This window comes from Microbispora amethystogenes (genome assembly GCF_016863015.1).
Lineage (GTDB): Bacteria > Actinomycetota > Actinomycetes > Streptosporangiales > Streptosporangiaceae > Microbispora > Microbispora amethystogenes.
Window position 1 is genome coordinate 72,493 of the sequence record NZ_BOOB01000002.1, and the last position, 26,200, is coordinate 98,692.

26 protein-coding genes are annotated in these 26,200 nt (G+C 72.4%); 9 read left to right on the forward strand and 17 right to left on the reverse strand.

Annotation, left to right across the window (positions count from 1 at the left end):
* Positions 1–2 precede the first annotated feature (2 nt).
* Both glnA and Mam01_RS00995 read right to left on the reverse strand, forming a co-directional pair.
* Positions 3–1,427: a type I glutamate--ammonia ligase gene (gene glnA / locus Mam01_RS00990; protein WP_150932933.1), complete on the reverse strand. Its 1,425-nt coding sequence runs from the start codon at positions 1,425–1,427 to the stop codon at positions 3–5.
* Positions 1,428–1,599: 172 nt separating this feature from the next.
* The gene (locus Mam01_RS00995) at positions 1,600–2,631 is read right to left on the reverse strand and encodes a hypothetical protein (protein ID WP_204283414.1); all 1,032 of its coding nucleotides are present in this window, start codon (positions 2,629–2,631) and stop codon (positions 1,600–1,602) included.
* Positions 2,632–2,762: 131 nt separating this feature from the next.
* On the opposite strand from Mam01_RS00995, the gene Mam01_RS01000 reads away from it, so the two are divergent.
* Entirely contained in the window at positions 2,763–3,224 is a 462-nt protein-coding gene (locus tag Mam01_RS01000; RefSeq protein ID WP_150932935.1) for an RDD family protein, read from the forward strand.
* Between the two features lie 40 nt (positions 3,225–3,264).
* On the opposite strand, the gene Mam01_RS01005 is transcribed toward Mam01_RS01000, so the two are convergent.
* Positions 3,265–3,921, reverse strand: a complete 657-nt coding sequence (locus tag Mam01_RS01005) for a response regulator (RefSeq protein WP_204283416.1) — start codon at positions 3,919–3,921, stop codon at positions 3,265–3,267.
* Positions 3,922–3,935: 14 nt separating this feature from the next.
* Positions 3,936–5,009, reverse strand: coding sequence for a HAMP domain-containing sensor histidine kinase (locus tag Mam01_RS01010; protein WP_239100928.1), 1,074 nt, complete (start codon positions 5,007–5,009; stop codon positions 3,936–3,938).
* A 171-nt stretch (positions 5,010–5,180) separates the two neighbouring features.
* On the opposite strand from Mam01_RS01010, the gene Mam01_RS01015 reads away from it, so the two are divergent.
* From Mam01_RS01015 to Mam01_RS01025, 3 genes are all read left to right on the forward strand, one after another.
* Complete coding sequence (locus Mam01_RS01015; protein WP_204283420.1) at positions 5,181–5,468, forward strand: cation:proton antiporter regulatory subunit; 288 nt, start codon at positions 5,181–5,183, stop codon at positions 5,466–5,468.
* Positions 5,469–5,512: 44 nt separating this feature from the next.
* The gene (locus Mam01_RS01020) at positions 5,513–5,971 is read left to right on the forward strand and encodes a CBS domain-containing protein (protein ID WP_204283422.1); all 459 of its coding nucleotides are present in this window, start codon (positions 5,513–5,515) and stop codon (positions 5,969–5,971) included.
* Positions 5,972–6,348: 377 nt separating this feature from the next.
* Entirely contained in the window at positions 6,349–7,635 is a 1,287-nt protein-coding gene (locus tag Mam01_RS01025; RefSeq protein WP_204283424.1) for an ArsB/NhaD family transporter, read from the forward strand.
* A gap of 54 nt (positions 7,636–7,689) precedes the next feature.
* Here Mam01_RS01025 and Mam01_RS01030 read toward each other — a convergent pair whose 3' ends face one another.
* From Mam01_RS01030 to Mam01_RS01070, 9 genes are all read right to left on the reverse strand, one after another.
* Positions 7,690–8,481 (reverse strand): class I SAM-dependent methyltransferase, encoded by a 792-nt coding sequence (locus Mam01_RS01030; RefSeq protein WP_204283426.1) that lies wholly within the window; start codon positions 8,479–8,481, stop codon positions 7,690–7,692.
* A gap of 27 nt (positions 8,482–8,508) precedes the next feature.
* Complete coding sequence (locus tag Mam01_RS01035; protein WP_204283428.1) at positions 8,509–9,180, reverse strand: DUF4191 domain-containing protein; 672 nt, start codon at positions 9,178–9,180, stop codon at positions 8,509–8,511.
* 45 nt (positions 9,181–9,225) lie between these two features.
* Positions 9,226–10,149 (reverse strand): lipoyl synthase, encoded by a 924-nt coding sequence (gene lipA / locus Mam01_RS01040; protein ID WP_204283430.1) that lies wholly within the window; start codon positions 10,147–10,149, stop codon positions 9,226–9,228.
* A complete protein-coding gene (gene lipB, locus Mam01_RS01045; protein WP_204283432.1) occupies positions 10,146–10,850 on the reverse strand; it encodes a lipoyl(octanoyl) transferase LipB in 705 nt (234 codons plus the stop codon). The genes lipA and lipB overlap by 4 nt, the downstream gene beginning before the upstream one ends.
* Positions 10,847–11,596 carry a Type 1 glutamine amidotransferase-like domain-containing protein gene (locus Mam01_RS01050; RefSeq protein ID WP_204283433.1) on the reverse strand — a complete coding sequence of 250 codons (750 nt, stop codon included), beginning with the start codon at positions 11,594–11,596 and terminating at the stop codon, positions 10,847–10,849. Before Mam01_RS01050 ends, lipB begins: the two co-directional genes overlap by 4 nt.
* 35 nt (positions 11,597–11,631) lie before the next feature.
* Positions 11,632–12,525 (reverse strand): TIGR01777 family oxidoreductase, encoded by an 894-nt coding sequence (locus Mam01_RS01055; protein WP_204283435.1) that lies wholly within the window; start codon positions 12,523–12,525, stop codon positions 11,632–11,634.
* A 144-nt stretch (positions 12,526–12,669) separates the two neighbouring features.
* Positions 12,670–14,166, reverse strand: a complete 1,497-nt coding sequence (gene sucB / locus Mam01_RS01060; protein ID WP_204283437.1) for a 2-oxoglutarate dehydrogenase, E2 component, dihydrolipoamide succinyltransferase — start codon at positions 14,164–14,166, stop codon at positions 12,670–12,672.
* 31 nt (positions 14,167–14,197) lie between these two features.
* Positions 14,198–15,577 carry a dihydrolipoyl dehydrogenase gene (lpdA, locus tag Mam01_RS01065; RefSeq protein ID WP_150932948.1) on the reverse strand — a complete coding sequence of 460 codons (1,380 nt, stop codon included), beginning with the start codon at positions 15,575–15,577 and terminating at the stop codon, positions 14,198–14,200.
* A gap of 142 nt (positions 15,578–15,719) precedes the next feature.
* A complete protein-coding gene (locus Mam01_RS01070) occupies positions 15,720–17,228 on the reverse strand; it encodes a leucyl aminopeptidase (protein ID WP_204283439.1) in 1,509 nt (502 codons plus the stop codon).
* A gap of 114 nt (positions 17,229–17,342) precedes the next feature.
* On the opposite strand from Mam01_RS01070, the gene Mam01_RS01075 reads away from it, so the two are divergent.
* The 3 genes from Mam01_RS01075 to Mam01_RS01085 all read left to right on the forward strand — a co-directional run bounded on the left by Mam01_RS01075 (position 17,343) and on the right by Mam01_RS01085 (position 20,032).
* Entirely contained in the window at positions 17,343–17,714 is a 372-nt protein-coding gene (locus tag Mam01_RS01075; RefSeq protein ID WP_275408874.1) for a GntR family transcriptional regulator, read from the forward strand.
* Positions 17,711–18,715 (forward strand): DUF1648 domain-containing protein, encoded by a 1,005-nt coding sequence (locus Mam01_RS01080; protein ID WP_204283441.1) that lies wholly within the window; start codon positions 17,711–17,713, stop codon positions 18,713–18,715. Before Mam01_RS01075 ends, Mam01_RS01080 begins: the two co-directional genes overlap by 4 nt.
* 171 nt (positions 18,716–18,886) lie before the next feature.
* Positions 18,887–20,032: a CPBP family intramembrane glutamic endopeptidase gene (locus Mam01_RS01085; protein ID WP_239100930.1), complete on the forward strand. Its 1,146-nt coding sequence runs from the start codon at positions 18,887–18,889 to the stop codon at positions 20,030–20,032.
* Between the two features lie 107 nt (positions 20,033–20,139).
* Here Mam01_RS01085 and Mam01_RS01090 read toward each other — a convergent pair whose 3' ends face one another.
* Both Mam01_RS01090 and Mam01_RS01095 read right to left on the reverse strand, forming a co-directional pair.
* Positions 20,140–21,081: an adenosylcobinamide-GDP ribazoletransferase gene (locus tag Mam01_RS01090; protein WP_204283443.1), complete on the reverse strand. Its 942-nt coding sequence runs from the start codon at positions 21,079–21,081 to the stop codon at positions 20,140–20,142.
* 449 nt (positions 21,082–21,530) lie between these two features.
* Positions 21,531–22,733, reverse strand: a complete 1,203-nt coding sequence (locus Mam01_RS01095) for a bifunctional adenosylcobinamide kinase/adenosylcobinamide-phosphate guanylyltransferase (RefSeq protein WP_204283444.1) — start codon at positions 22,731–22,733, stop codon at positions 21,531–21,533.
* Between the two features lie 166 nt (positions 22,734–22,899).
* Between Mam01_RS01095 and Mam01_RS01100 the strand changes: the two genes are divergently transcribed.
* Positions 22,900–23,106 carry a hypothetical protein gene (locus tag Mam01_RS01100; RefSeq protein ID WP_117409166.1) on the forward strand — a complete coding sequence of 69 codons (207 nt, stop codon included), beginning with the start codon at positions 22,900–22,902 and terminating at the stop codon, positions 23,104–23,106.
* Positions 23,107–23,180: 74 nt separating this feature from the next.
* On the opposite strand, the gene Mam01_RS01105 is transcribed toward Mam01_RS01100, so the two are convergent.
* Positions 23,181–24,179, reverse strand: a complete 999-nt coding sequence (locus tag Mam01_RS01105) for an aldo/keto reductase family protein (RefSeq protein WP_204283446.1) — start codon at positions 24,177–24,179, stop codon at positions 23,181–23,183.
* A gap of 63 nt (positions 24,180–24,242) precedes the next feature.
* On the opposite strand from Mam01_RS01105, the gene Mam01_RS01110 reads away from it, so the two are divergent.
* Positions 24,243–25,433 (forward strand): SMI1/KNR4 family protein, encoded by a 1,191-nt coding sequence (locus tag Mam01_RS01110; RefSeq protein WP_204283448.1) that lies wholly within the window; start codon positions 24,243–24,245, stop codon positions 25,431–25,433.
* 140 nt (positions 25,434–25,573) lie between these two features.
* Here Mam01_RS01110 and Mam01_RS01115 read toward each other — a convergent pair whose 3' ends face one another.
* Entirely contained in the window at positions 25,574–26,191 is a 618-nt protein-coding gene (locus tag Mam01_RS01115) for a DUF3043 domain-containing protein (RefSeq protein ID WP_204283450.1), read from the reverse strand.
* Between the last annotated feature and the right edge of the window lie 9 nt (positions 26,192–26,200).

Here is a 26,200-nt window from a genome sequence, read left to right on the forward strand (position 1 = left end):
GATCACACGTCGTAGTAGAGCTCGAACTCGTGCGGGTGCGGACGGAGGCGGATCGGGTCGACCTCGTTCTCGCGCTTGTAGGAGATCCAGGTCTCGATGAGGTCCGGCGTGAACACGCCGCCCTCAAGCAGATAGTCGTGGTCGGCCTCGAGGGCGTCGAGCACCTTCTCCAGCGAGCCCGGCACCTGCGGGATGTTGCGGGCCTCCTCGGGCGGAAGCTCGTACAGGTCCTTGTCGACCGGCTCCGGCGGCTCGATCTTGTTGCGGATGCCGTCGATGCCGGCCATCAGCATGGCGGCGAAGGCGAAGTACGGGTTGCAGGACGGGTCCGGCACGCGGAACTCGATGCGCTTGGCCTTCGGGTTCGACCCGGTGATCGGGATGCGGACGCAGGCCGAGCGGTTGCGCTGGGAGTAGACCAGGTTGACCGGGGCCTCGTAGCCGGGCACCAGGCGGTGGTAGGAGTTCACCGTCGGGTTGGTGAAGGCCAGCAGCGACGGGGCGTGCTTGAGCAGGCCGCCGATGTAGTAGCGCGCGGTGTCCGACAGACCGGCGTAGCCGACCTCGTCGTAGAACAGCGGCTCGCCGTCCTTCCACAGCGACTGGTGGCAGTGCATGCCGGAGCCGTTGTCACCGAAGATCGGCTTGGGCATGAACGTGACCGTGCGGCCCGCCTGGATGGCCGTGCTCTTGATGATGTACTTGTACAGCATCAGCTTGTCGGCCGTCTGGAGCAGCGTGCCGAACCGGAAGTCGATCTCGGCCTGGCCGGCGGTGCCCACCTCGTGGTGCTGCATCTCGGTCTCGATGCCGGCCTCGATGAGGTTGCGGACCATCTCCGAGCGCAGGTCGGTGAAGTGGTCCATCGGCGGGACCGGGAAGTAGCCGCCCTTGTAGCGGGGCTTGTAACCCAGGTTGCCGCCCTCGGAGGCCTTGCCGGTGTTCCAGGCGCCCTCGATGGAGTCGATGTAGTAGTAACCGGCGTTCTGGCGTGTCTCGAAGCGGACGTCGTCGAAGATGTAGAACTCGGCCTCGGGGCCGAAGTAGACGGTGTCCGCGATGCCCGTGCCCTTGAGGTACTCCTCGGCCTTGCGCGCGACGTTGCGCGGGTCACGGCTGTAGGCCTCGCCGGTCAGCGGGTCGTGCACGAAGAAGTTGATGTTCAGCGTCTTGTGCTGACGGAACGGGTCGATCACGGCCGTCGTGGGGTCGGGCAGCAGCAGCATGTCCGACTCGTGGATGGCCTGGAAACCACGGATCGACGATCCGTCGAACATCAGGCCGTCGGTGAAGACATTGGAACCGAAGTTCTCGGACGGGAAGGTGAAGTGGTGCGTCGTCCCCGGCAGGTCCGTGAACCTGACGTCAACGAACTGCACACCCTCGTCCCGAATGTAATTGAGGACGTCATCGGCGGAGTTGAACACTCTCGAACCTCCCAGGGGCATGGGCTAGCGCAACCCGAAAATAGGCCGATGCCGTTTCCGCCCCATGTCTCGATTGTTTCGCGCGTGTTAAGGGAAAGCGCTACCCGGGCGGCCGCCGCGTTAACACCGGCCTCGCTCGTCCCCGGCCTCCATCGTACGGCCTTCTCGCAGGTCAGGTGGCATACGCGGCCGGACATGCCGGTCGCCGCGCGACCGCGGAGGCGCGGTCGTACGGGTTGACGGGCTCGCCGGAGGGCCGCGCCTCGCGCGGGTCGCCGGGGAAGTACGGATGGACGAACCCGTCGCCCGTGTCGCAGCTCGCGCCGAACAGCGCCGACCGGTCGCCGTCCAGCCAGACGACCAGCTTCCCGCCCTCCCGGTAGGCGGCGAACTCGCTCCTGTGGTGCTCGACCACCCTCGTCACGGTCAGGGAGTCACCGGGCCGGGTGACCGGATGGACGAACAGGTAGTCGGCCTCGATCCTGACGCCTCCGCCGGTCCGCGCGCCGACCGTCGTCGCCCCGGAGACCTTCACGACGTTCCCGGCCGGCTCGGCGGCGCCGGGCGCGAGGCTGAACACCCACGAGCGGGTGCCGGACGGGCCGCTCTCGTCCAGGCCGCTCAGGAACGTCTCGCGCTGCCGGGGGTGCAGCAGGCCGGCGAACCGGTCCGGCCGTCCGCCGCGGACCGTCGCGGGGTCGAGGTGCGCGGCCGACAGCAGCCGCCGCACCCGCAGCAGCGCGCGGCCGACCTCGTCCTCCGTGAGCCCGCCCAGCTTCCGCGCCGGCGGCATGACCAGCCCCTCCTCGCCGTCGGCGAACCCGGCGGCCGGGGTGCCCGTGAACGGACCGGCGGGCGCCGGGTCGAGGTCGGCGAGGCCCTCCTCGCCGTCGGGGATCGGCGTCAGCACCGGGCCGGGCCGGGCGACCACCGCGCCGGTGACGAACCGGTCGTCGTCGCCGGGCGCCGTGCCGCCGACGCCCAGCCGCTCCAGGGCGTCGGGCCGTACGGTGACGACGAGCCCCACGACCAGGACGGCGGCGGCGATCGCCACCAGCACGGCCGGCAGGCGGCGCCGCCGCACCCGGCGGGTGAGCGGGTCCCGCTCCGCCGCCGTGATCATGCTACGGATCTCGTCCTCGTCGAACTGCGCGACCAGCGCCTCGAAACGCGCGTCGATGTCATCGGGGTCCGCCGGCCGCACGGTTCCCTCCAAACGCCTAAGTCGTAAACGGCCCACCATACAGGGCATTTGATGGGACCGACCTGCCCCATCATGGACGGCTTCGCGGCCGCACGCCAGGGCGGTGACCCTCCCCGATACGCTGGTGAACCATGAGTGACCGGCAGCCGCGTTGGACGCAGACCTGGCTCGGCGGCACCCGCGCCGCCGGCATCGACCTCGGCTACCCCGGTGAGCGGCTCGGCCTGCCCGAGCACGGCCCCGGCGCGGTCGCGGGCTGGGGGCGCAGGCTCGGCGCGGTCGTCGTCGACTGGCTCCTGTGCACCTGGGCCATCGCCGGTGGTCTGCTGCGCGCCCGCGGCGCCGACGTCGGCGCGGTCGGCCTCGGCGTGTTCGCCGCGGAGTACGTCCTGCTGGTCGGCACGATCGGGATGACCCTGGGAATGCGGCTGTTCGGCATCCGCGTGGCCGGGCTCGACGGCGGGCGGCCGCGCTTCCTCGGCGTGCTGATCCGCACGTTCCTGCTGTGCCTCGCCGTACCTGCCCTGATCTGGGACCGCGACCGGCGCGGCCTGCACGACCGCGCGTCCGGCACGGTGGTCGTCAACCTCTGACGGTCTGTACGGGAACAACGCGGCCTGTGGTCACGGTTGGTCACGGTTCGACGAGGCCGGCCCGGATGGCGTAGCGGGTCAGGTCGAGCCGGTCGCGCATGCCGAGCTTCTGCAGGATGTTCGCGCGGTGCCGGTCGACGGTCTTCGCGCTGATGTAGAGCGTCTCCGCGATCTCCTTGGCGGAGTTGCCCTCGGCGATGAGCTTGACGATCTCCTCCTCGCGGGGCGTCAGGATGCTGTCCGGCACCCGCTCGCCCTGCCGGGCGCGCTGGAGGTAGTCGCGGATGAGGGCGGTGACCGCGCCGGGGTAGAGGAAGGGCTCTCCGCGCATCGCCGCCCGGCAGGCCTCCAGCAGGTCCTGGTCGGCGACCGACTTGAGCACGTAGCCCGACGCACCGGCCTTGAGCGCCTCGAAGAGGTACTGCTCGTTGTCGTACATCGACAGGATCAGGATGCGGATGCCGGGGGTGCGCCGGGAGATCTCGCGTGCGGCCTGGATCCCGGTCATGCGGGGCATCGCGATGTCCAGGATGGCGAGGTCGACCGCCTCCGAGCGGGCGGCCTCGACCGCCTCGGCGCCGTCGGAGGCCTCCGCGACCACCGTGAGGTCGGGCTCGGCGTCGAGGATCAGCCGCAGTCCGCGCCGGACCAGCGCGTGGTCGTCCGCCAGCAGGATGCGGGTCCTGGTGCTCTCCACCGCTCAGCTCTCCTTCACCACGTGTGGGGGGACGACGACACCGGACGGGACGACGAGACGGGAGGGGACGTCGAGCCCGGGGGGACGACGAGACGCACGTCCGTGCCGCCGCCGGGCGGGGAGTCGACGGTCAGCCGGGCGCCGATGAGCAGGGCGCGCTCGCGCATCCCGCGGATGCCGGCGCCCTCGGTCTGGGCGCCCCCGCACCCGTCGTCGGCGATGCGCAGGATGAGCCGCCCGTCCTCCTCGGTCAGCGACAGCTCGACCTGCCGGGCGCGGGAGTGCCTGGCCACGTTCGTCAGCCCTTCCTGCGCGATCCGGTAGAGGACGAGCTCGACCTCCTCGCTGAGCGCGGGCAGCCGCGGGTCGACGTCGCGGGTGATCCGGATCCCGCTCGCCTGGGAGAAGTCGCTGCCGAGCGCGCTCAGCGCGCTGTGCAGGCCGAGGTCGTCGAGGACACCCGGCCGCAGCCGCCTGGCGACCTGCCGCACCTCGTCCAGGCTGGCCCGCACCGTCTCCTGCGCGGAGCACAGCTCCCCCCGGAGCTCCTCGGGCGCGCGGTCCACGACGCGCTTGAGCTCCAGAAGCGCCACGGTGAGGCTCTGGCCGATCTCGTCGTGCAGTTCCCGCGCGATCCGCCGCCGTTCGCCCTCCTGCGCGGCCAGCGCGTGCGCGCTGCTCGCGCTGCGCTCGGCTTCGAGCCGTTCGAGCATCTCGTTGAACGTGCCGATGAGCTGGGCGAGGTCGCCGTTTCCGCTGTCGGTCAGCCGGTCGCCCGCCCGCAGCAGGTCGACCCGCCGCATGAGGGTGGTGAGCGCGTCGAGCGGGGCGAGGCTCCTGCGGATCAGCAACGCGTTGGCCGTGATGATCAGGGCCAGCCCCACGGTCAGGACCGGTAGCTCGGTGAGCAGGACCGGTGAGGACACCGTGGCGGGGGAGAGCGCGAGCACCAGCGTCCCGGCGGTGAAGACCAGTCCGTTGATCACGAACAGCCGCCAGAACAGGGCCCGGGCCGGGTGCCGCGGCCGCGGCGCCGCCGGCGGACGGCCGGTGCGCCGGTCGTCGTGCCGGTCTGTGCGCTCGTTCACGTCTCCCAGCCTGCTCGTCGTCGTACGCGGGTGTCCATGCGGGGTGCGCCCCATCTCGTGGGGGTCCCTACATGTCATACCTCTCCTGATATGGGTGCCGGACCCGATGGTCCTCGGCGGTGCCGTTCCGAAGACTGGAACAGCAGGAACGACGGACGGGAGGTATCCGAGATGGACGTGACCAGCGCCACCCTGCCCGGCGTCGCCACCGTGCACCAGTGCGTCACCCGCGACGGCCGGCGCTTCGGGGTGCTCGTCGAGAAGTCCGGCCGCCGGCGACTCCTCTTCTACGACCCCGCGGAGCCCGACACGGTGCTGCAGGCGATCAGCCTGGAGCAGTGCGAGGCCGACCAGCTCGCGGACATCCTGCACAGCAGGCCCGTCCTCGACCGGCTCGCCCATCTCGAACGCCGATTCACCGAGTTCACCAAGGCGGCGTGCACCAAGGCGGCCCGATGACCATGGCAAGGAACCTCCGTCTCCCCGATCGATGTGATGACCTGATGCAAGCGCGCGAAGTCGTCGTGAACCTGCCGACGGTGACCGTCCACGACCCCGTCTCCCGGGCCGTACGGATCATGGTGCTGAACCGGATGCCGGGCCTGATCGTGGTGGACGACCGGAGACGGCCGAGCTGGGTGCTGCCCGGCACGCAGGTGCTGCGTCTCACGGTGCCCGGGGCCTACCAGGAGGACGCGGTGCTCGCCCGGGCGATCGACGAGGCCCACGCCGACCGCTTCTGGCACGAACTGGCCGGCATCACGGTGGGAGACTGCCTGCCGCCCCAGCCGCCCAGGCCGGTGACGGTGCCCCTCGACGCGACCCTGCTCGAAGTGGCCGCCCTCATGACCCGGCTGCGCAGCCCCATCGTCGCGGTCGTCGAGCGCGACGGCGCACTGGCCGGGGCGATCACGCTGGAGCGGCTGCTCACCAGCCTGGCCCTCGTCCCGCCGGGCGACTGACCGCCACGAGCGGGCCGCCGCGACCGCCGGAGCCCCGGTCCGCCGGAGTCCCGGTCCGCCGGCGCCCCCAGGCCCCCGCGGCCGCCGGTGCCCCCGGGCCGCGGGGGCCGCCCCCGCCTTTCCCGGCTGTCACGTCGCCCAGCCGCGTCGCCATCCCGCCTTCCGCGCGCTTTCCCGTCACCTTGCTTCCTGCCGTCACGTCCCTTCCCGCTTTCGTGGTCGTGCCGTGCGGCACGTCCCTGTTCCGGAGGTTCCGTCATCCACCGCTTCGCCCTGCCGTCGCCGTCCTCGTCGCGCCCTCCCGCCGGGACACCGTGCCGGACCTCCGCCGACCACGCACGCCGCGCCCGCCTCGCCGGACCCCCGGGGCGCCGTACGTGAGCGCCGTCGCCTCTTTCTCGATCTTCCTGGCGGCGTTCGCCCTCATCGCGTCGGAGAAGGTGCACAAGGTCAAGGTGGTCCTCGTCGCCGCCGGCGCGATGGCCGTCCTGGGGCTGATCCCCGGCGACGACGTGTTCTTCTCCGAGACCGCCGGCATCGACTGGAACGTCATCTTCCTGCTGCTCGGCATGATGATCATCGTTGGCGTCGTCAAGCAGACGGGCGTCTTCGACTACCTCGCCATCTGGGCGGCGAAGAGATCCCAGGGCAGGCCCTACCGGCTGATGGTCATGCTGATGATCATCACTGCCGTCGCCTCGCCGTTCCTGGACAACGTCACCACGATCATGCTCGTCGCGCCGGTCACCGTGGTCGTCTGCGACCGGCTCCGCATCCCGGCCCAGCCGTACCTGATCGCCGAGGTCCTGGCGTCCAACATCGGCGGCGCGGCGACGCTCATCGGCGATCCCCCCAACATCATCATCGGCAGCCGCGCCGGGCTGACCTTCAACGACTTCCTCGCCCACATGGCGCCGATCGTGGTCGTCGTCTTCGTGGTGTTCGTGCTGCTCACCCGCGTGCTCTTCCGCAGGTCGTTCCACTACGACCCCGAGCGGGTGGCCGCGGTGATGGCGCTGCAGGAACGGCGGGCCATCACCGACCCCCGCCTGCTCGTACGGTGCCTGATCGTGCTCGCCGGGGTCGTCGCCGGGTTCTGCCTGCACGCCGTGGTGCACGTGGAACCGTCGATCGTCGCCCTGGTGGGCGCCGGGGTGATGCTGCTGGTGTCCCGCGCCGACGTGCCGGAGGTCCTGCGCGAGGTCGAGTGGACCACGCTGGTCTTCTTCATGGGCCTGTTCGTCATGGTCGCCGGGCTCGTGCACACCGGCGTCATCGCGACGATCGGCGGCTGGGCGGTCGGCGCGCTCGGCGACGACTACTTCCTCGCGGCCACGGCGCTGCTGTTCGGCTCCGGGGTGCTGGGCGCGTTCTTCGACAACATCCCCTACGTCGCCACGATGGTGCCGGTCGTGGAGGAGATGGTCGCCCAGGCGCCGGACGCGCAGACGGGCCAGGCGCTGTGGTGGTCCTTCGCTCTGGGGGCCGACTTCAGCGGCAACGGCACCGCGGTGGCGGCGAGCGCCAACGTCGTGGCCGTCGGCATCGCCGCCCGGACCGGCCACCGCATCGGCTTCTGGCAGTTCACCAGGTACGGCATCCTGGTCACCCTGCTGAGCATCACGATGGCCTGGGGCTACGTCTGGCTGCGGTACTTCCTCTGACCAGCCGCGCTCACGGCGCGGGGCTCTAGAGGGGCCCGGTGCTCTACCCGGTGCTTAGAAGGGGGCGGTGCAGTGGAAGATCGCCGTGCCGGGCAGCAGGCGTCCGCGCAGCGGGCTCCAGCCGCCCCAGGCGCGGTCGTGGCCGGGCGGCCACTCCGGCTCGGTCAGGCCGGTCAGGGTCAGGCCGGCGCCGGTGATCAGGCCGACCCAGTCGCCCAGCGTCCGGTGGTGCTCCACGTACGACGGCTCGCCCTCGTCGGAGTACTCGACGTACGGCGACCGGTCGAAGTAGGGGCGGTCGGCGGTCAGGCCGCGCGGCCCGGGATCGTCGGGAAACGCCCACCGGACGGGGTGGCTGACGGAGAACACGAACCGGCCGCCGGGACGCAGCACCCGGCGCACCTCGGCCAGCACCGCCGCGGCGTCCGCGACGAACGGCAGCGCGCCGTAGGCGGAGCACGCGAGGTCGAACGAGCGGTCCGCGAACGGCAGTGTCTCGGCGTCGGCCTGCACGACGGGCAGCCGCACCCCGGCCGCCATGTCGATGCGCCGGGAGTGCTGCAACTGCCGGTGGGACAGGTCGGCGCCGACGACCGTCGCGCCCTGCCCGAGCAGCCACCGGCCGCACTGCCCGGCCCCGCACCCGATCTCCAGGATCCGGCGGCCGGTGACCTCGCCCAGCAGGCGCGCGCCGGCCTCGTCGAGCCCCTCGGGGCACCAGACGAAGCCGTCGTCGCGCAGGAACCCGCCGTGCTCGGCCTGGTAGTCGTCGGCCGCGCCGTCCCACCAGCCCCGGTTGGCCCGGGAGGTCTGCGACCGGGAGACCGGCCGCCGTCCGACGTCCACGTGTCGTCGTCTTCCGGACGGTTCTCGTCAGCGCATCTTCGGGCCGCGCGGCATGCGCATGCCCTTGGGAATCGGCCCCTTGGGCATCGGCACGGCGGGGGTGAGCGCGCGCATCCGGTTGTTGACCTCAGACACCGCGCCCTTCTTCAGGTTGCGGGGCAGCTTCATCATGTGCCGCTGGAGCTTGGCCAGGGGGACCTGGCCGTCGGCGTCACCGCACTGGATGTCGTAGACCGGCACGTCGATCGCGACCCGCTGCACGCGCTTCTTCTCCGCGACGAGCATCCGCTGGACCCGGTTCGGCGGGCCCTCGGAGACCAGGATGACCCCCGGGAAGCCGACCACCCGGAAGACCATGTCCTGGTCGCGGTTGACCGCGACCGGCTTCTCCTCGACGTACCACGTGCCGCGCAGGCTCTGCAGGATCGCGTACGACGCGCCCGGCTGGCCGTGCAGCATGGAGTACTGCGACTTCTGCGCGTAGCGGCTGAAGACGAACATGCCCACGAGGATGGCGGCGAAGACGCCGAAGACGATCCACGTCCAGCCGAAGATCACGCCGATGACGACGAACAGGGCGAGTGTCCCGGCTGCCGACGCGTAGACGATCGGCATGCCCTTCGGATTCGCCTGTTGAATGATCTGTGCGACCATCCGGATCTGCTTGAGGCGTCCCGGAGCCGCTGCGTCTTTGGCCATGTCCTGAAGGATACAAACGCCGAGCTGACTTAATGAAAACGAGACTCACGCACGGGCGGCGATCGCCTGCTGGTAGAGCCGCCCGGCCCGGTAGGACGAGCGGACCAGCGGGCCGGACATGACGCCGGCGAAGCCGATCTCCTCGGCCACGTGCTGCAGCTCGACGAACTCCTCGGGCTTGACCCAGCGGTCCACGGGGTGGTGGCGCGGGGTGGGCCGCAGGTACTGCGTGATCGTCACCAGGTCGCATCCGGCCTCGTGGAGGTCGCGCAGCGCCTGGACGATCTCCTCGCGCTCCTCTCCCATGCCGAGGATGAGGTTCGACTTGGTGACCAGCCCCGCCTCGCGGGCCATGGTGATCACCGCGAGCGACCGCTCGTAGCGGAACGCCGGGCGGATCCGCTTGAAGATCCGCGGCACGGTCTCGATGTTGTGCGCGAAGACCTCGGGCCGGGCGGAGAAGACCTCCTCCAGCTGGTCGCGGTCGCCGTTGAAGTCGGGCGCCAGCAGTTCGACGCCGCAGCCCGGGACCATCTCGTGGATCTGCCGGGCGGTCTCGGCGTACAGCCAGGAGCCGCCGTCGGGCAGGTCGTCGCGGGCGACGCCGGTCACCGTGGCGTAGCGCAGGCCCATCTGGAGGACCGACTCGGCGACGCGGCGCGGCTCGTCCCTGTCGTACTCCGCGGGCTTGCCGGTGTCGATCTGGCAGAAGTCGCAGCGCCGGGTGCACTGGTCACCCCCGATGAGGAAGGTGGCCTCGCGGTCCTCCCAGCACTCGGAGATGTTGGGGCAGCCCGCCTCCTGGCACACGGTGTGCAGCCCCGCGCCCTTCACCAGCGATTTGATCTCGGTGAAGTTCGGGCCGTTGCGCAGCCGCGTCTTGATCCACGGCGGCTTCTTCTCGATGGGGACCTGACTGTTGCGCACCTCCAGGCGGAGGAGCTTTCGACCTTCCGGAGCGACCGTCACCAGTCCAGCTTATTACCCGGCCCGACCTCGCCCGCCTCGCCCAGGTCCTCCTCGTACAGGTCGTACGGCTCCTCGCCGAGCGCCTCGGCGAGGCGCTTGCCGGCGAAGGGGATGACCTCGTCGACCGTGATGCGCCTGCCGGTCTCCGCCGACAGCGAGGTGACCCCCGCGTCGTCGCCGGTGAGGTCACCGGTGATGCGGTTGTACCAGCTCAGGTCGTTGACGCAGTTGAGCGCGAAGCCGTGCATGGTCACCCCGCCGGCGACCCGGATCCCGATCGTGCCGAGCCTGCGGTCGGGCAGCCCGTGGGACGGGTCGCCGGGCACCCACAACCCGCCGCGCCCCTCGACCCGCCGCGCGGCCAGCCCGAAGTCGGCGCAGACCTGCATCAGGACCTCCTCCAGCAGCCGCAGGTAGGAGACGACGTCGGTGATCCGGATGATCGGATAGCAGACGAGCTGGCCCGGGCCGTGCCAGGCGAGCTTCCCGCCCCGGTCCACGTCGATGACGGGGGTGCCGTCGGCCGGCCGCTCGTGCGGCAGGGTCCGCTTGCCCGCGGTGTAGACGGGGGCGTGCTCCAGCATCAGGCACAGGTCGGAGATCTCGCCGGCCGCGCGACGGGCGTGCAACCGCCGCTGCAGGGCCCAGACCTGCTCGTACGGAACGTCCACTCCAAGGCGGACGATGGCCAAGCCCTTCACGAGGACAGGGTAGTGGAGGTCAGCAGCCGGGGCTCGACCCGCAGCTCCTTGACGGCGGGCCCGTCGCGCTCGATCCGGTAGGCGTACCCCCGGGGATCGATGGTCACGGCCTGGATGAACTCGGTGCCGACGTAGTGCAGCGCCACGCCCTCGTCGGCGGCGTACCCCTCCGGCAGCTCGCCGGAGGCGACCGACTCGTGCAGCAGCGCCCGGCGCTGCGGGTCGGAGTTGTAGTGGACGCCGCAGGAGTACGGCAGCAGGGCCAGGCCCTCGGACCAGGGCCGCAGCCTCGGCCCGAACGAGTCGGTGTTGCCCCCGACGTGCCAGCACAGCGCCCCGGCGCTCTGCCCGGACAGCACCACGCCCGCGCGCCAGGCCTCGGCGAACGCCTCGTCGAGGCCGTGCAACCGCCACAGCGCGGCGAGGTTGGCGACGCTGCCGCCGCTCACGTAGATCGCGTCCTGCTCCAGGATCCACTCGCGGGGGTCGGCGACGTTGGGCATCGGGAACACCGTCAGGTGGCTGACCTCGACGTCCCAGCGGGCGAACGCGCCGTACATCTTCAGCAGCCAGTCGGCGTCGTCGCCCGTGGCGGTGGCGAGCAGCCCGAGCTTGGGCCGGTCCTGCCCGGTCAGGTCGAGGACGTAACGCAGCAGCGCGGTCGGCTCGATGAACCCGTACCGCTCCGACTGCCGGAACGAGCCGCCCCCGATGGCGACGATGTGCGACTGCCCGATGCGGCTCATGCCCCACCACTTCCGTGTCCGGATCGACTGACTCTTCAGAGTACGGCGGCCAGGGCGTCGCCGATGGCGGGATGGGCGAACCGGTGACCTGCGTCGAGGAGCCGCCGGGGGAGCACCCGCTGGCCCGCGAGCAGGGCCTCGTCGGCGAACTCGCCGAGCGCCAGGCGCAGCGCGAGGCGCGGGGCCGGGACCGGCATCACCGGGCGCTTCAGCGCCTTCGCGAGGGCGGCGGTGTAGTCGGCGTTCGTCACCGGTTCGGGCGCGGTCAGGTTGACCGGCCCGGACAGGTCCTCGCGGGAGAGCAGGAAGCGGACCGCGTCCACCCAGTCGGGCAGCGAGATCCACGACACGTACTGCCTGCCGCTGCCGAGGACGGCCCCCGCGCCCATCTTGAAGATCGGCAGCATCCGGGCGAGCGCGCCGCCCCGGCCGCTGAGCACCACGCCGGTGCGCATCCGCGCCACCCGGAGGCCCGCCTCCGCGGCGGGGACCGTGGCGTCCTCCCAGGCACGCACAAGGTCGGCCAGGAAGCCCTTCCCCGGCGGGGCGGACTCGTCCACCGCCCGGTCACCCGTGTCGCCGTAGAAGCCGATCGCCGAGGAGGACAGCAGGACACGCGGCCCGCCGTCCGCGCGGGCCAGCGCCTCGGAGAGCGTCCGCGTGCCGGAGACCCGGCTCTCCACCAGCTCCCGCTTGTACGCGTCCGACCACCGGCGGTCGCCGATCCCCGCCCCGGCGAGGTGGACGACGGTGTCGGCGCCCTCCAGGGCCGCCGGGTCGAGCACCCCGCCCGCAGGGTCCCAGAAGCGCTCGTCGGGCGCAGCGGGCTCGCGCCGTACCAGGCGGCGCACCTCGTGCCCGTCGTCCCGCAGCGAGCTCACCAGGGCCGAGCCGAGCAGACCGGACGCACCGGTCACCACAGTCGTCATCGTCTCCACAGCCCCTTATACGCCGGAAGCCGCCCCGCGGGATGCGGAGCGGCTTCACGGTCACGCCAGGATCGGTACGGCCCGGCGCGGTGCGGCTACGCGCCGGCTCCGCGCCCGGCGACAGTCCCGGGCCTGGCTTCCCGACTAGGCCAGGCCGAGCTGGGCCTCGAAGCGGCCCTCCTCCAGACGACGCTTGATCGTCGTGAGGAAGCGGGCGGCGTCGGCGCCGTCGACCAGGCGGTGGTCGTAGCTCAGCGCGAGGTACACCATCGAGCGGACCGCGATGACCTCGCCCTCCGGGGTGTCCACGACGACCGGGCGCTTGACGACCGCGCCGGTGCCCAGCATGCCGACCTGCGGCTGGTTGAGAATCGGCGTGTCGAACAGCGCGCCCCGGCTGCCGGTGTTGGTCAGCGTGAACGTGCCGCCGGTGATCTCGTCCGGGCTCACCTTGTTGGTGCGGGTGCGCTCGGCGAGGTCGGCGATCTTACGGGCGAGCCCGGCGATGTTGAGGTCGCCGGCGTTCTTGATCACCGGGACGAGCAGGCCGCGCTCGGTGTCGGTCGCGAAGCCGAGGTGCTCGACGTCGAAGTAGGTGACCTCGTTGGTCTCGCTGTTGATCGTGGCGTTCAGCTTCGGGTGCTGCTTGAGCGCCTCGATCGCGGCGATCGCGAAGAACGGCATGAACGACAGCTTGACGCCCTCGCGCCGCAGGAACTCGCCCTTGGCCTGGTCGCGCAGGCGGGCGATGCGGGTGACGTCGACCTCGACCACGGTGGTGAGCTGGGCCGAGACCTGCAGCGACTCCACCATGCGCTTGGCGATGGTCTGCCGCAGGCGCGACATCTTCTCGGTGCGGCCGCGCAGGGTGGTGTCCACCCGCACCTCCGACGCGGCGGGCGCGGCGGCCGGAGCGGCGGGGGCCTCGGCGGGCGCCGCCTGCGGGGCGGCGGGGGCTGCCGGGGCGGCGGCGGCCTGCTCGCGCTGGACGCGGGCGGCCTCGATCACGTCCTGCTTGCGGATCCGGCCGCCGACGCCGGTGCCGGTCAGCGCGTCGAGGTCGACGCCGTGCTCGGCGGCGAGCTTGCGGACCAGCGGCGTGACGTACGGGCTCTCACCGGACGACGGCAGCGGGGTCGGCTCGGCCGCCGGAGCGGGCTGCTCCGGCTGGGCCTGCGGCTGCGGAGCCGGCTGGGCCTGCTGCTGCGGGGCGGGCTGGGCCTGCGGGGCCGGCTGCGGCGTGACCACGGCGGGCGCGGGCTGCGGGATCGAGGAGATCGGCGCGGGAGCGGGCTCGGGCGCGGCGGCCTGCGGCGCGGGCTGCGGCTCAGGCTCGGGTTCGGGCTGCGGGGCCGGCTCGGGCGCGGCCGGCGCGGCCTCGGCGGCGGCCGGAGCGGCGCCCGCCTCCGAGTCGATCAGCGCGAGCTCGGCGCCGACCTCGACGGTCTCGTCCTCGGCCACGATGATCTTGGTCAGGTAACCGGCGGACGGCGAAGGGATCTCGGTGTCGACCTTGTCCGTCGACACCTCGAGCAGCGGCTCGTCGGCCTCGACGCGCTCGCCTTCCTTCTTCAGCCAGCGGGTGACGGTGCCCTCGGTAACGCTCTCGCCGAGCTGGGGCATGGTTACGGAGACCGGCATGGTTTCTTCTCTCGCGTTCGCTAGGAGGGCTTCAGTTGTGGACGTGCAGCGGCTTGCCGGCCAGGGCCAGCATCGCCTCGCCGAGGGCCTCGGACTGGGTCGGGTGCGGGTGGATCAGCTGGGCGACGTCGGTGGCCGTGGCCTCCCAGTTGAAGATCAGCTGGGCTTCCGCGATCAGCTCGCCCACCCGGCTGCCGACCATGTGGACACCGAGCACCCGGCCGTCGCGCTCGGCGACGACCTTGACCTCGCCCTGGGTCTGCAGGATCTTGCTCCGGCCGTTCCCCGCGAGGTTGTAGCTCAGCTCGACGACGTCGTGGCCGCGCTCACGGGCGACCGACGTGCCGATGCCGACCGACGCGACCTCGGGCTCGGAGTAGGTGATGCGCGGGACGCCGTCGTAGTCGATCGGGACCGGGCCCAGCCCGGCGATGTGCTCGGCGACCAGGATGCCCTCGGCGAAGCCGACGTGGGCGAGTTGCAGCGTGGGGATCAGGTCGCCCACGGCGTACACGCCCGGCACGCTGGTCTGGCAGAACTCGTTGACGAGCACATAGCCGCGCTCCATCGAGACGCCGTTCTCCTCGTAGCCGAGGCCGGCCGAGACCGGGCCGCGGCCGACCGCGACGAGCATGATCTCGGCGTCGAGGGTCTTGCCGTTCTCCAGGGAGACGACGACCCCGGTGCCGGTGGTCTTGACGCTCTCGAACCGGGCGCCCAGCTCGTACTTGATGCCCCGGCGGCGGAAGGCGCGCTCCAGCAGCTTGGAGCTCGACTCGTCCTCCAGCGGCAGCAGGTGCGGCAGCGCCTCGACGATCGTGACCTCGGCCCCGAACGAACGCCACACGCTGGCGAACTCGACGCCGATGACGCCGCCGCCCAGGATGACCACCGAGGACGGCACCCGGTCCAGGACCAGCGCGTGGTCGCTGCTGATCACCTTCTCGCCGTCGATGTCGAGGCCGGGCAGCGACTTCGGCACCGAGCCGGTCGCCAGCACGACGTTGCGGCCCTCGTACACCTGGTCGCCGACCGCCACGCGGCCCGGACCGGCCAGGCGGCCCTCGCCCTCGACCACGGTGATCTTCTTGCTCTTGATGAGCCCGGCGAGGCCCTTGTAGAGGCCCCCGATCACCTTGTCCTTGTACGCGTGGACGCCGGGGACGTCGATGCCCTCCAGCCGGGTGCGCACGCCGAACGACTCGCCCTCGCGGGCCTGGTCGGCCAGCTCGGCCGCGTGCAGCAGCGCCTTCGTGGGAATGCAGCCGCGGTGCAGGCAGGTGCCCCCGACCTTGTCCTTCTCGATGAGGACGACGTTCATGCCGAGCTCGGCCGCCCGCAGGGCACAGGCGTATCCACCGCTACCGCCACCTAGGACGACGATGTCGTAGGGGCCGCTGCCATCAGCCACTGAATGCTCCTTGATCGTATTGACTCCGCCGGATAAGGCGGCATCTTCTCACTTGTCCCGGACGATCATGGCCCCGGCCCGCGGGCACGCCGCCACACGCCGTCTTCCTGTCGATCCGGCCTGGTGTCAAGCCGTCTTCCTGTTAAACAGCCCGCGCGGACGTGCCGTTCCCGGCGTACCGCTCCGCGATCGCGACGAGCGTGCGGGTCAGCGCGCCGGTGCCGCCCTTGGGCGTGTAGCCGTGCGGCTCGCCCTTGTTGAACGCGGGCCCGGCCATGTCCACGTGCGCCCACCGGACGCCCTGCGGCACGAACTCCCGCAGGAAGATGCCCGCGGCGAGCATGCTGCCCCAGCGCTCGGGCTGGAGGTTCGCGATGTCGGCGACCGCGGAGTCGAGCCCCTTGCGCAGCTCGGCGGGCAACGGCATGCCCCAGGCGCCCTCGCCCTGCTCGCCGGCGATGCGGACGACCTCCTCGCGCAGCGCGTCGTCGTTGGCCATCACCCCGGCCGTACGCCAGCCCAGCGCGACGATCTGGGCGCCGGTGAGGGTGGCGACGTCGATGATCACGTCGGGCGCGTCCTCGGTGGCGCGGGCGATGCCGTCGATCAGCACCAGGCGGCCCTCGGCGTCGGTGTCGAGCACCTCGACGGTCTTGCCGCTGTAGGTGTGCAGCACGTCGGAGGGGCGCTGGGCGCTGCCGGAGGGCATGTTCTCGGCCAGGCAGAGGTAGCCGACCGCGTTGACGGGCAGGCCCAGCCGGGCGATCGCGAGAAGCGCGCCGAACACGGCGCCCGCGCCGCCCATGTCGGACTTCATCCAGTCCATCGCGGCGCTGGGCTTGAGGGACAGGCCGCCGGAGTCGAACGTGATGCCCTTGCCGACGAAGGCCACCTTGCGGGTGGCCTCGGGGTGGCTGTAGGCGAGACGGACCAGGCGGGGCGGGTTGACCGACCCCTGGCCGACGCCGACGATGCCGCCGAACCCCTCTTCCTTGAGCCGCACCTCGTCCCAGACCTCCACCGAGAGGCCGGCCTCGCCGCCCTTCTCCTGCGCGATCTCGGCGAAGCGCGCGGGCCACAGGTCGGACGGCGGCGTGTTCACCAGATCGCGGACGAGGGTGACCGACTCGGCGACCGTCGCCGAGCGCGCGGCGGCCTCCTCGGCCCCATATGCGCCCGACAGGACGACGATCTCGCCGACGGGCGGCCTGCGGTCGCCGCCGGTGCGGTATCGCGTGAAGTCGTAGGCCCCCAGCAGGCCGCCCAGCGCCACGGCCGCCGCCTCCGCGGCCGTACGGGCGGGCAGGGCCAGCGCCGCGGACGGCGTGCCGGCGAGCGACCGTACGGCCGCTCCGGCCGCCCGGCGCAGGGTTTCCTGGTCGTAGTCGCCCTCGGGCGCCTCACCCAGACCGACGGCGACGGCGACGGGAGCGGGCAGCGCGCCGAAGGTCGGAATCTTCACGACCTCCTCGGCCTTGCCCGTGAACCCCATCGTCGTGAGGATCTCGGCCAGCCGGCCGTCCAGGGCCTGGTCGAGGCCTTCGCCGCCCGGGGCCGTGCGTGGGCCGTCCGGGGTCGTGTGGATGCCGACTATGAGGGCGCCGGTCTCGATGGAGACCGCGTCAGACGCGTTGATACGCACTGTGGTCACGTGAGCCGATGCTAGCTGGGCTTACTCGGCTACGCATAAACGAGGGGTCATCCCATCTATTGGTCCGATAGATGGTGCTGATGGAAATAGCACCAACCGGCAGATAATGCTAATGTGGCTAGTACCATGTTGCTCACGCTCGATCTCAACGACCCACGTCCCCTGCACGAGCAGGTGAGCGCGGCCATCAAGCGCGCGATCACCACCGGGGACGTCACGCCCGGTGACCGGCTGCCGCCGGCCCGGGATCTGGCCGCAGCACTGGGGGTCAACGCCAACACGGTCCTGCGGTCGCTGCGCGAACTGCGGGACGAGGGCCTGCTGGAGTTCCGCCGGGGGCGCGGCGTGTCCGTGCTCCGGCGGCCCGACGGGCGTGCGGCGCTCCGGACCCGTGTGCGCGACCTGCTCGACGAGGCCGCCCAATACGGGGTCGGTCCCGAAGACGTCCTCGCCATCGTGAAGGAACTCATGGAGGAATCGCCATGACCCACCCGCACCGGACCATCTCCGACCGGGGCGTCCGCGCCCGCTTCCTCCTGGCCGCCGCGGTCTGGACCGTCCTGGTCGCCGCCGTGCTCGTGGCGGTGCCGCTGGCGTTCGCCGGCCGGCTCCCCGATCCCCTCGCCGGACATTGGGGGCCGTCCGGGCGGCCAGACAGGTCGATGCCGTCGTCCGCGCTGGCACTTGCCGCCCTGGTGTGGGTCGTGGTCGTGGGGGTCTGCCTCGTCGGGATGGCGCGGGTGCGGGGGGAGATCCGCAGGGCGGCGCGCACCTGGTACGCCGCCGGGCTGGGCTGGCTCGGCGGCTTCCTGATCGGCACCCAGGCGGTCACGGTCGCCGCCAACCTCGACCGGGACGACTGGACCCGGGCGGCCTCGCTGAACTGGCAGTTCGCGGCGGTGGTCGCGGGTGCGTTCGCGCTCGGGGCGCTGGGCTGGCTCGCCGGGCGGCTCGGCCCGGACGACGCGCCGCGGGAGGAGGGACCGCCCGGTCCGCTGATCGACCTCGACCCGCGGAAGCGGCCGGTCTGGGTGTCCACCGCCACGGCGCCCTGGGCGGTGGCGCTGGGGGTCGTGGCGTTCGCGGTGGCGCTGTCGTTCGCGGTCGCCGCGTTGTGGGGCCTCGTCCCCGCGGGCTGGGCCACCGCCCTTCCGCTCGCTCTGGCGGGCGTGATCGGCCTGGCGGTGTCGTCGGTCTCCGTGCGGATCGCATCCGAGGGGCTGACCATGGCGTTCGGCCCGCTGCGGTGGCCCTCCCGCACCGTGGGGCTGGACCGGATCGAGCGGGCCTGGATGGAGCGGAGGTCTCCTCTGCAGGTGGGCGGATGGGGCATCCGCGGCCTGCCGGGCATGGCCACGATCATGATCCGTGGAGGCGAGTGCCTGGTCGTGCGCTACACCTCCGGCGGGCAGCTCGCCATCAGCGTGGACGACGCCGAGACCGGCGCCGCCCTGCTCAACGCCCTCGCCGCCCGCAAGGCCGCCTGACCCGTCGGCCCGGCGCCGCGACACCACCCTCCGTGCCGCTCCGCCCGGCGACCGGCGGCGCCCATCGCCTGATCGCCGCCGCCCGATGTACCGCTTTGCGCCTTCGTGCGCTCCGCGGGGATCGGCGTCCGCCAGCCCACCCGCCCGTCTTCGTTCTGAAAGGCGATGACCGTGATCCGCCGTAACGCCGATGTCTGGCTCTTCCTCCTCGTCGCGTTCGGGGCCTCGTGGCTGATCGCGCTACCCGTCTGGCTGGGTGCCGTACGGCTCGGCACGCCGGCCTTCGCGCTGGTCGGGGGGTTGATGATGCTGACGCCCTCCCTCGGCGTGCTGGCCGTGTGGGTCCTCCGGCGCGACATGCCGCTGAAGCAGTGGGCGCGGGTGACCGGGCTCACGCTCGGACCGGACCGGGGAAGGACCGCCGCGCTCCTGGTGACGGCCCTGCTCGGCGTGCCGCTTCTCGTGGCCGTCGCCCTCCTGATCAGCGCTGCAGCCGGCATGGCGAGCCTCGATTTCGCGGGGCTGAGCCTCTTCCGCGCGCAACTCGGGGCGGCCCTGGGGCAGGTTCCCATGGACCCCCGGATCCTGTACATCGTGCAGGCCGTGCAGGCGGTGCTGATCGCCCCGTTCCTGAACGCGATCCCCGCGCTGGGGGAGGAGTGGGGCTGGCGGGGCTGGCTGCTGCCGCGCCTGCTCGGCGGCCCCGCCGTCACGCCCCCACCTGCCCCTGGGAACGTCGGCGCCGGGAACGCGAACGCCGAAATCACAGGCACCGAGGTCACAGGCACCGAGGTCACAGGTACCGAGGTCACAGGCACCGAGGCCGCGAACGCCGGGAACGACGACATCGGGACCGTGCGGGCCGGGGTTGCGAACGCCGGGGGCGTGAACACCGGGGTCGCGAGGGCCGGGGACGAGGCTGGGGGAGACGTGGCCGCGGGGGAGCGCCGCGGGCGCCGGGTGTGGCCCGCACTGGTGCTGTCCGGGGTGATCTGGGGTCTCTGGCACGCTCCCCTCACGCTGAAGGGATACAACTACCCGGCACTCGGCGCCTGGGCGGCGGTGCTGTTCGTCGGCTTCTGCGTCATCTTCGGGGCGCTGCTGGGCTGGATGCGGCTGCGCTCGCGCAGCGTGTGGCCCCCGGTCATCGCGCATGCCTCGCTGAACGCGGTGGCAGGCCTGGCGCTGCTGCTCGGCGACGCGGCCGCCCCGCCGAACCCGGCGCTCGCCGGGATCACCGGAATCGTCGGCTGGGTGCTGCTGGCGGTCGTCGTCTTCGTCGCCTTCCGCCTGCGCCCGGTCAGCGCGCCACGCTGACCCGCCCACCCGTCAGCCCCGCCCGGCGGCCTGGCGGCCCGGTCACCGAGCCCGCGGGCCCAGGCCTGCCCTTTCCCCGAACCCGCCCCCGGCGGCCGGGCGAGACGTCAGACGAGTACGGCGGCGGCCAGCAGCGTCGCCGTCGTGGCCGTCTCCACCAGGGCGCCGAGCACGTCGCCCGTGATGCCGCCCAGCCGCCGTACGGCCCGGCGGCGCAGCAGGGCGGCGGACACCAGCCCGGCGGCCATCGCCAGGAGCAGGCCGGTCGGAACGCTGAAATACGGATCGCCCGAGAGGCGGTACAGCAGACCGGCGGGCTGCACGCCCGCGTCGGCGACCGCCACCGCGACGCTCCCGGCGACGTCGGACAAGTCGGAGTGGTCGCCGGGCGGACCCTGGCTGAGGCCGATGAGGGTCCACAGTCCGTCAAGACGCGGCCCGCCGTACGCCGCGATCAGGGCGGCGAGAGCCACGACGGCAGCGGTGACGACGGTCGCCGCGACCGCCGCGCTCCGTCGTACGGTGCCCGCGACCAGAGCGCCGAGGCCGCCCGGCCGGGCGGCGGGCACCCCCGTGCGGCAGGCCCAGGTGACGGCCAGCCTGCCGGTCGCGGTGGCCGCCACCAGTACGGCCCAGGCGAACGGGCCGGCCCGCTGGAGCGTCGCGACCTGGAGGAACAGGGTGATCAGGAGGGTGACGACCCCGAACGGCCCGATGTCGGAGCGCTTCATCACGTCGAGCGCGCCCTGGGCCGCCTTTCCACTGCCCAGCCCGTCGGCCAGGTCCGCGAGGCCGTCCAGATGCAGGGCCCGGGTCAGCCAGGCGAGCGTCCCGACCGCGAGGACGGCGCCGATCAACGGCGAGTCGGACGCCGCGTGGGCGACCACGAATACGGCGGAGCCCACCAGGCCGAGGGCCACCCCGACGAACGGTGCCAGGGACATGGCACGCCCCGCCACCGAACGGTCGACCGGCACGGGCGGCACCGGAAAGATCGTGAGGGTTCCCACGGCGAACCACCAGGCCGCGCCGGGGCTCGGACGCCTCACGCGGGGATCATCAGGCACGAAGGCCGATCGTAGCGGCCCCCTCGCACATGGCCCCCTCGCACATGGCCCCCTGGCTCACGGCCCTGTGGCTCACGGCCCCCTCGCACACGGCCCCCTGGCTCACGGCCCTGTGGCTCACGGCCCCCTCGCACACCGCTCCCAGCTCGTTGCTCACGGCCGTGGGCCCCTGCGACTCCTCACTCCCGGCTCTCGGGCTCACAGCGCATGACTCCGGCCCTCGGGCTCACAGCGTATGACTCCGGGTCCCCAGCTTCCGGCCCCCGGCTTCTGGTCCCCGGCCCTCGGCTTCCGGCCCCCGGCTTCTGGTCCCCGGCCCTCGGCTCCTGGCTCCCGGCTTACGGACGGCTCCCGGCTTACGGACGGCTCCCGGCTTACGGACCTCCTGGCTCGCGGCTCGCCGGAGGTGAGGGGCGTCGGGGCGGTAGCGATCAGATCGGCAGGGGGACGACCCGGCCCGCGACCACGAGGGCGACCTCCTCGGACTCCCGGGCGAGTGCCTGGTTGATGCGGCCGAGCGCGTCGCGGAACAGCCTGCCGGCGGCGGTGGCCGGGATCACCCCCAGGCCGGTTTCGTCGCTCACCGCCAGCACGCGGGCGTGTGTGCCTCGCCAGGCGGCCACCAGCGCCTCGCACCGCGCCTCCACCCGGTCAAGGGCGAGGCGGCGAAGGCCCTCCGGGCGAGTGCCGTCAGGCCAGGCGCCGGACTCGTCGAACACGGCGGCGAGCCAGGTGCCGATCCCGTCGACCAGGAACGTCCCCCGTCCGCCTGCCAGCACCGCCGCGAGATCGGTGGTCTCCACGGTCCGCCAGTGCGCGGGGCGTCGTTCCCGGTGAGTCCGTACGCGGGCCAGCCAGTCCGGGTCGTCGCCCCCGGAGGGCCCGGTCGCGACATAGGTCACCTCGGGCTCGGCGGCGAGGCGCAGCTCGGCCTCCTCGGACTTGCCCGACCGTGACCCGCCGAGCAGCAGGGTGCGGCGGGGCCGCCCGACGCGTTCCCGCCCGTGGACGCCGATCGTCGCCGTGCCGATGACGGTGCCGTCGGGGACGGCCTCCGCTCCCCAGAAGCCGAGCCTGCGGGCGAGTTCGCCCTCCGAGGGGACGCGGTGGCAAAGGTTCACCGCGACGATCCGGGTCCTCGGCGTCACGCGCCCCCGCCTGCGTAGGTCGCCCAGCCGTTCCGGACGGTCCGGCAGGTCGATGAGCACCACGTCGAAGGGCGCGTCGGCAGGCGATCCGTTGTCCGGCTCGTCGCGGCCGGACGGCGGGCCCACGGCATACAGCAGCCGGCCGCCGTCAGGCGCGGTGACCTCGCAGCCGTCCGAGGTGTGGAGCAGCCGGTATCCCTCGGGCAGGCGCCCCTCGGCCGCCGCACGGGATCCGCCCACGGCGTCCGGTCCCGTCGCCGTATCCGGCCCGGTCGTGGTGCCTGGCAGGGTCGTGGTGTCCGGCAGGGCCGGGGCGGCCGCCTCCGGGGCCTGGCGTGGTTTGAAGAGAGCGAGCCGTACGCGGCCGTCGAGCACGATGGAGGCCGGACGACGGTGGCCGGGGGCGAGCCGTCCGCAGGACGCGCAGGGACAGCCGGGGGCGGGCCAGCCCTCCGGGCCGCCGGTTCCCTCCAGGCGAATCTCCATGCGCCGCCGCCTTTCCGCGTCCTTGCCGCCGGGTGGTTCCCGCACCGGCGGGGGAGTGGACGCCGGGCAGAGAGAGGATAGGGTCCGGCTGCACGGGCGTCGCGTCGCGGCGGCCGGCGTGAGTCCCGGGCGCGGGGACGGCGAGGAAGCGAAGGAGCGGGTGCGGATGATTTGGCGGTGGCGTTACGAGGACGCGAACGGCGGCGAGGTCACGGACCGCCCGCTGCCCCGGGAGATCTTCTCCAGCCAGTCGGACGCGGAGTCGTGGCTGGGGGAGAGCTGGCGCGAGCTGCTGGAGGCCGGTGTCGAGCAGGTGTCGCTGCTGGAGGACGAGCGGGTCGAATACTCGGGGATGTCCCTGCGCGCCGAGTGAGACGTGCGGCGCTCGCCGCCCGGGCCCCGTGAGCGCGGGAGCCGGGCGGCGCGCCTACCTGAGCGGGTGAGACGTCAGGGACGGCTGGACGGGCTGACCGTCTTCGCCGGGTCACGCTCGACGACCGGCTCCAGCACGTCGTCGATCTTCTTGAGCACCTCGGCGTCGAGCTTCACACCGGCGGCCTTGACGTTGTCGCGCACCTGCTCCGGCTTGGTCGCCCCGACGATGGCCGACGACACGTTGGGGTTCTGCAGCACCCACGCCACGGCGAGCTGGGCCATCGACAGGCCGAGATCGGCCGCGATCGGCTTGAGGTCCTGCACCCGCCGCAGCACGTCGTCGCGCATCAGCCGGTTGATGAAGCCCGAGCCGGTGGAGTCGGTGGCGCGCGACCCGGCCGGCGGCGGCTGGCCGGGCAGGTACTTGCCGGTGAGCACGCCCTGCGCGATGGGCGACCAGACGATCTGGCCGAGGCCCTCCTTCTCGCACAGCGGCACGACCTCGGACTCGATGACCCGCCACAGCATCGAGTACTGCGGCTGGTTCGACACGAGCCGGTCGAACCCCATCTCGTCGGCGATCTTCAGCGCCCGCGCGATCTGGTCGGCCGTCCACTCGCTGACGCCGACGTAGAGGACCTTGCCCTGCCGTACGAGGTCGTCGAACGCGCGCAGGGTCTCCTCCAGCGGCGTCTCGACGTCGTAGCGGTGCGCCTGGTAGAGGTCGACGTAGTCGGTCTGCAGGCGGCGGAGCGAGCCGTTGATCGACTCGGTGATGTGCTTGCGGGACAGGCCCCGGTCGTTCTTGCCCTCACCCGTCGGCCAGTAGACCTTCGTGAAGATCTCCAGCGACTCGCGGCGCACGCCCTTCAGCGCGCGGCCGAGCACCTCCTCCGCCCGGGTCCCGGCGTAGACGTCGGCGGTGTCGAAGGTGGTGATCCCCTCGTCGAGGGCCGCGCGGACGCACTCGACGGCGGCGTCCTCCTCCACCTGGGAACCGTGGGTGATCCAGTTTCCGTAGCTGATCTCACTGACCATGAGGCCGCTGCGGCCAAGATGACGGTATTCCATGTGCCTGACATTAGGTCATGAGTCACGGCACCCCGGTGATCGGATCGCGGTAAGGTGCCCGGCGTGCGCCGGTTGATCTCTTCTCGTCCCGTACGGCTGGCACTGCTGGCCGCGCTGGTCGCCGGGGCCGCCGCCGGTCTGGTCCTGGCCGCGCGGCGGCGCCGGGCCGCCACTTCCGTACGGCCGTCCCGCGTCACCGCGTCGCCGCCCCAGGGGGAGAGCGGGGAAGCGGAGGACCGGCACGGCCCGGAACCGGTGCTGGGACGGGCCACCGAGGAGGATCTGGAGCGGTACCGGCGGCCGGAGGGCGGCGCTCCCGTCTTCCGCCTCTTGAGCGGCCTCCCGCCGGTCAGGGGGCTCGTGCCGCCGCGCGGGACGAGGGCCCGCCGCTGGACGGCCGCGGCGGTCGTTTCGCTCGGCGTGCTGGCCCTCGGCGGGCAGGTGCTGGAGAACGCCGTGTTCGGTCCGGACGCGTGGACGTCGTACGGCTGGACGTCCTACGAGCCGTGCCCGGCGGACGTCTGCGAGCCGGGGCTGGGCAATGAGTTCCTCTTCCCCGGATACGGTGACGGAGCCTGCCCGGCGGCCGGGTGTGAGGCGCCGGGCGCGGTGTACGCGGAGGACGGGGAGCCCGTGACAGCGGACGGCGGGGACCCCATGACGGCGGAGCCGGAGACGTCGCCCGACCCCCGTTGCGTGCTCCATCCGGCGCGCCGGGGAGCGCCGGCCGTCCGGCCGGTCTCCCGCCGCGTGACCTCCGGGGTGAACCGGCAGTGGCGGCGCATCGAGCGATGGCTCAAGGCGCACGCACCGCGGACGTACGCCTCACTGAACGGCCCGGCGGCCCCGCGGCTGGTGGCCAGGGCGGAGGCACGGATCGGGACCCGGCTGCCCGACTCCCTGCGGGCGTCGCTGCTGCGCCACGACGGCTCACATGGCGGCGCGAGCTTCCGGCTCCCGCCGTACTTCCTGATGATGGGCACGCGCGAGACGGTCGCCGCCTGGCCCGAGGCGTGCGGAATGGGCGGCGGCGTGCCCGTCGCCTACGCCGACGACTTCGGCGACTACCTGGTGACCGACGCCGCCACCGGCGGGGTTGGCGAGGCGTCGCCGGAGCAGTCGTACTACCAGGCCGACTGGTCGTCCTACTACGCGCTGCTGAAGGCCACGGCCGACGCGCTCACCCGTGGCGCCACGGCCGACGGTTTCCGGCCGGTGGTGCATGGAGGGGTGCTGGACTGGACGTCCGCCTGATCCGTGGCTGATCCGTGGCTGAGCTGATCCGGCGAGCGGGCGGCACCGCGCCGGCGTCACCGTACGGGGATCACCATGCGGCGATCACCATGCGGCGATCACCATGCGGCGATCACCGTGCGGCGATCACTGTGCGGGCGTCACTTCTTGAGTTCGACCGGGATGCCGCCGGGCAGGACGGTGGGCTTGGGGAAGCGCAGGCGCCGCATCTGCGACGAGCGCATTGCCGCGTAGAAGCCGATGCCCTTGAGGTTCTCACCCGGGAACTTCTCCGCCGCCTCCTTCTTCACGCGCCCGGCGACGTAGAACGAGCCGGCCAGCACCAGCACCATCACGACCGGCAGGGAGAGCGTGTAGACCAGCAGGACCGCCGAGCGGATCTGGATCGGGAACGGCACCATCGACAGCAGCATGATGACGAAGACGACGGGCAGGAAGTACTGCCCCGGCAGGCGCCGCGAGTCGACCCAGTCACGGGCGAACTTGCGGACCGGGCCGCGGTCGCGTACGGGGAGCGCCCGGTCGTCACCGCGCAGCATGGCCTCACGCTGCCGGGACCGTAGCGCCTTGTCGCGCTCGCGGGCCAGACGGTAGGCCTCTTTGCGGTTCGAGGGCGCGGTCACCGGGGAGCGGCGGCGGCCCTGCGCCTCGCTCCGTTTGGGAGTGGGACGGCCCTTGCCCGGGGTGCTGTGGGGCTTAGGATCCTCTACAGGGACGGGGGAGTCCTCCGCAGAGGTCTGGGTGCGACGTCGGAACACGTCGCCCAG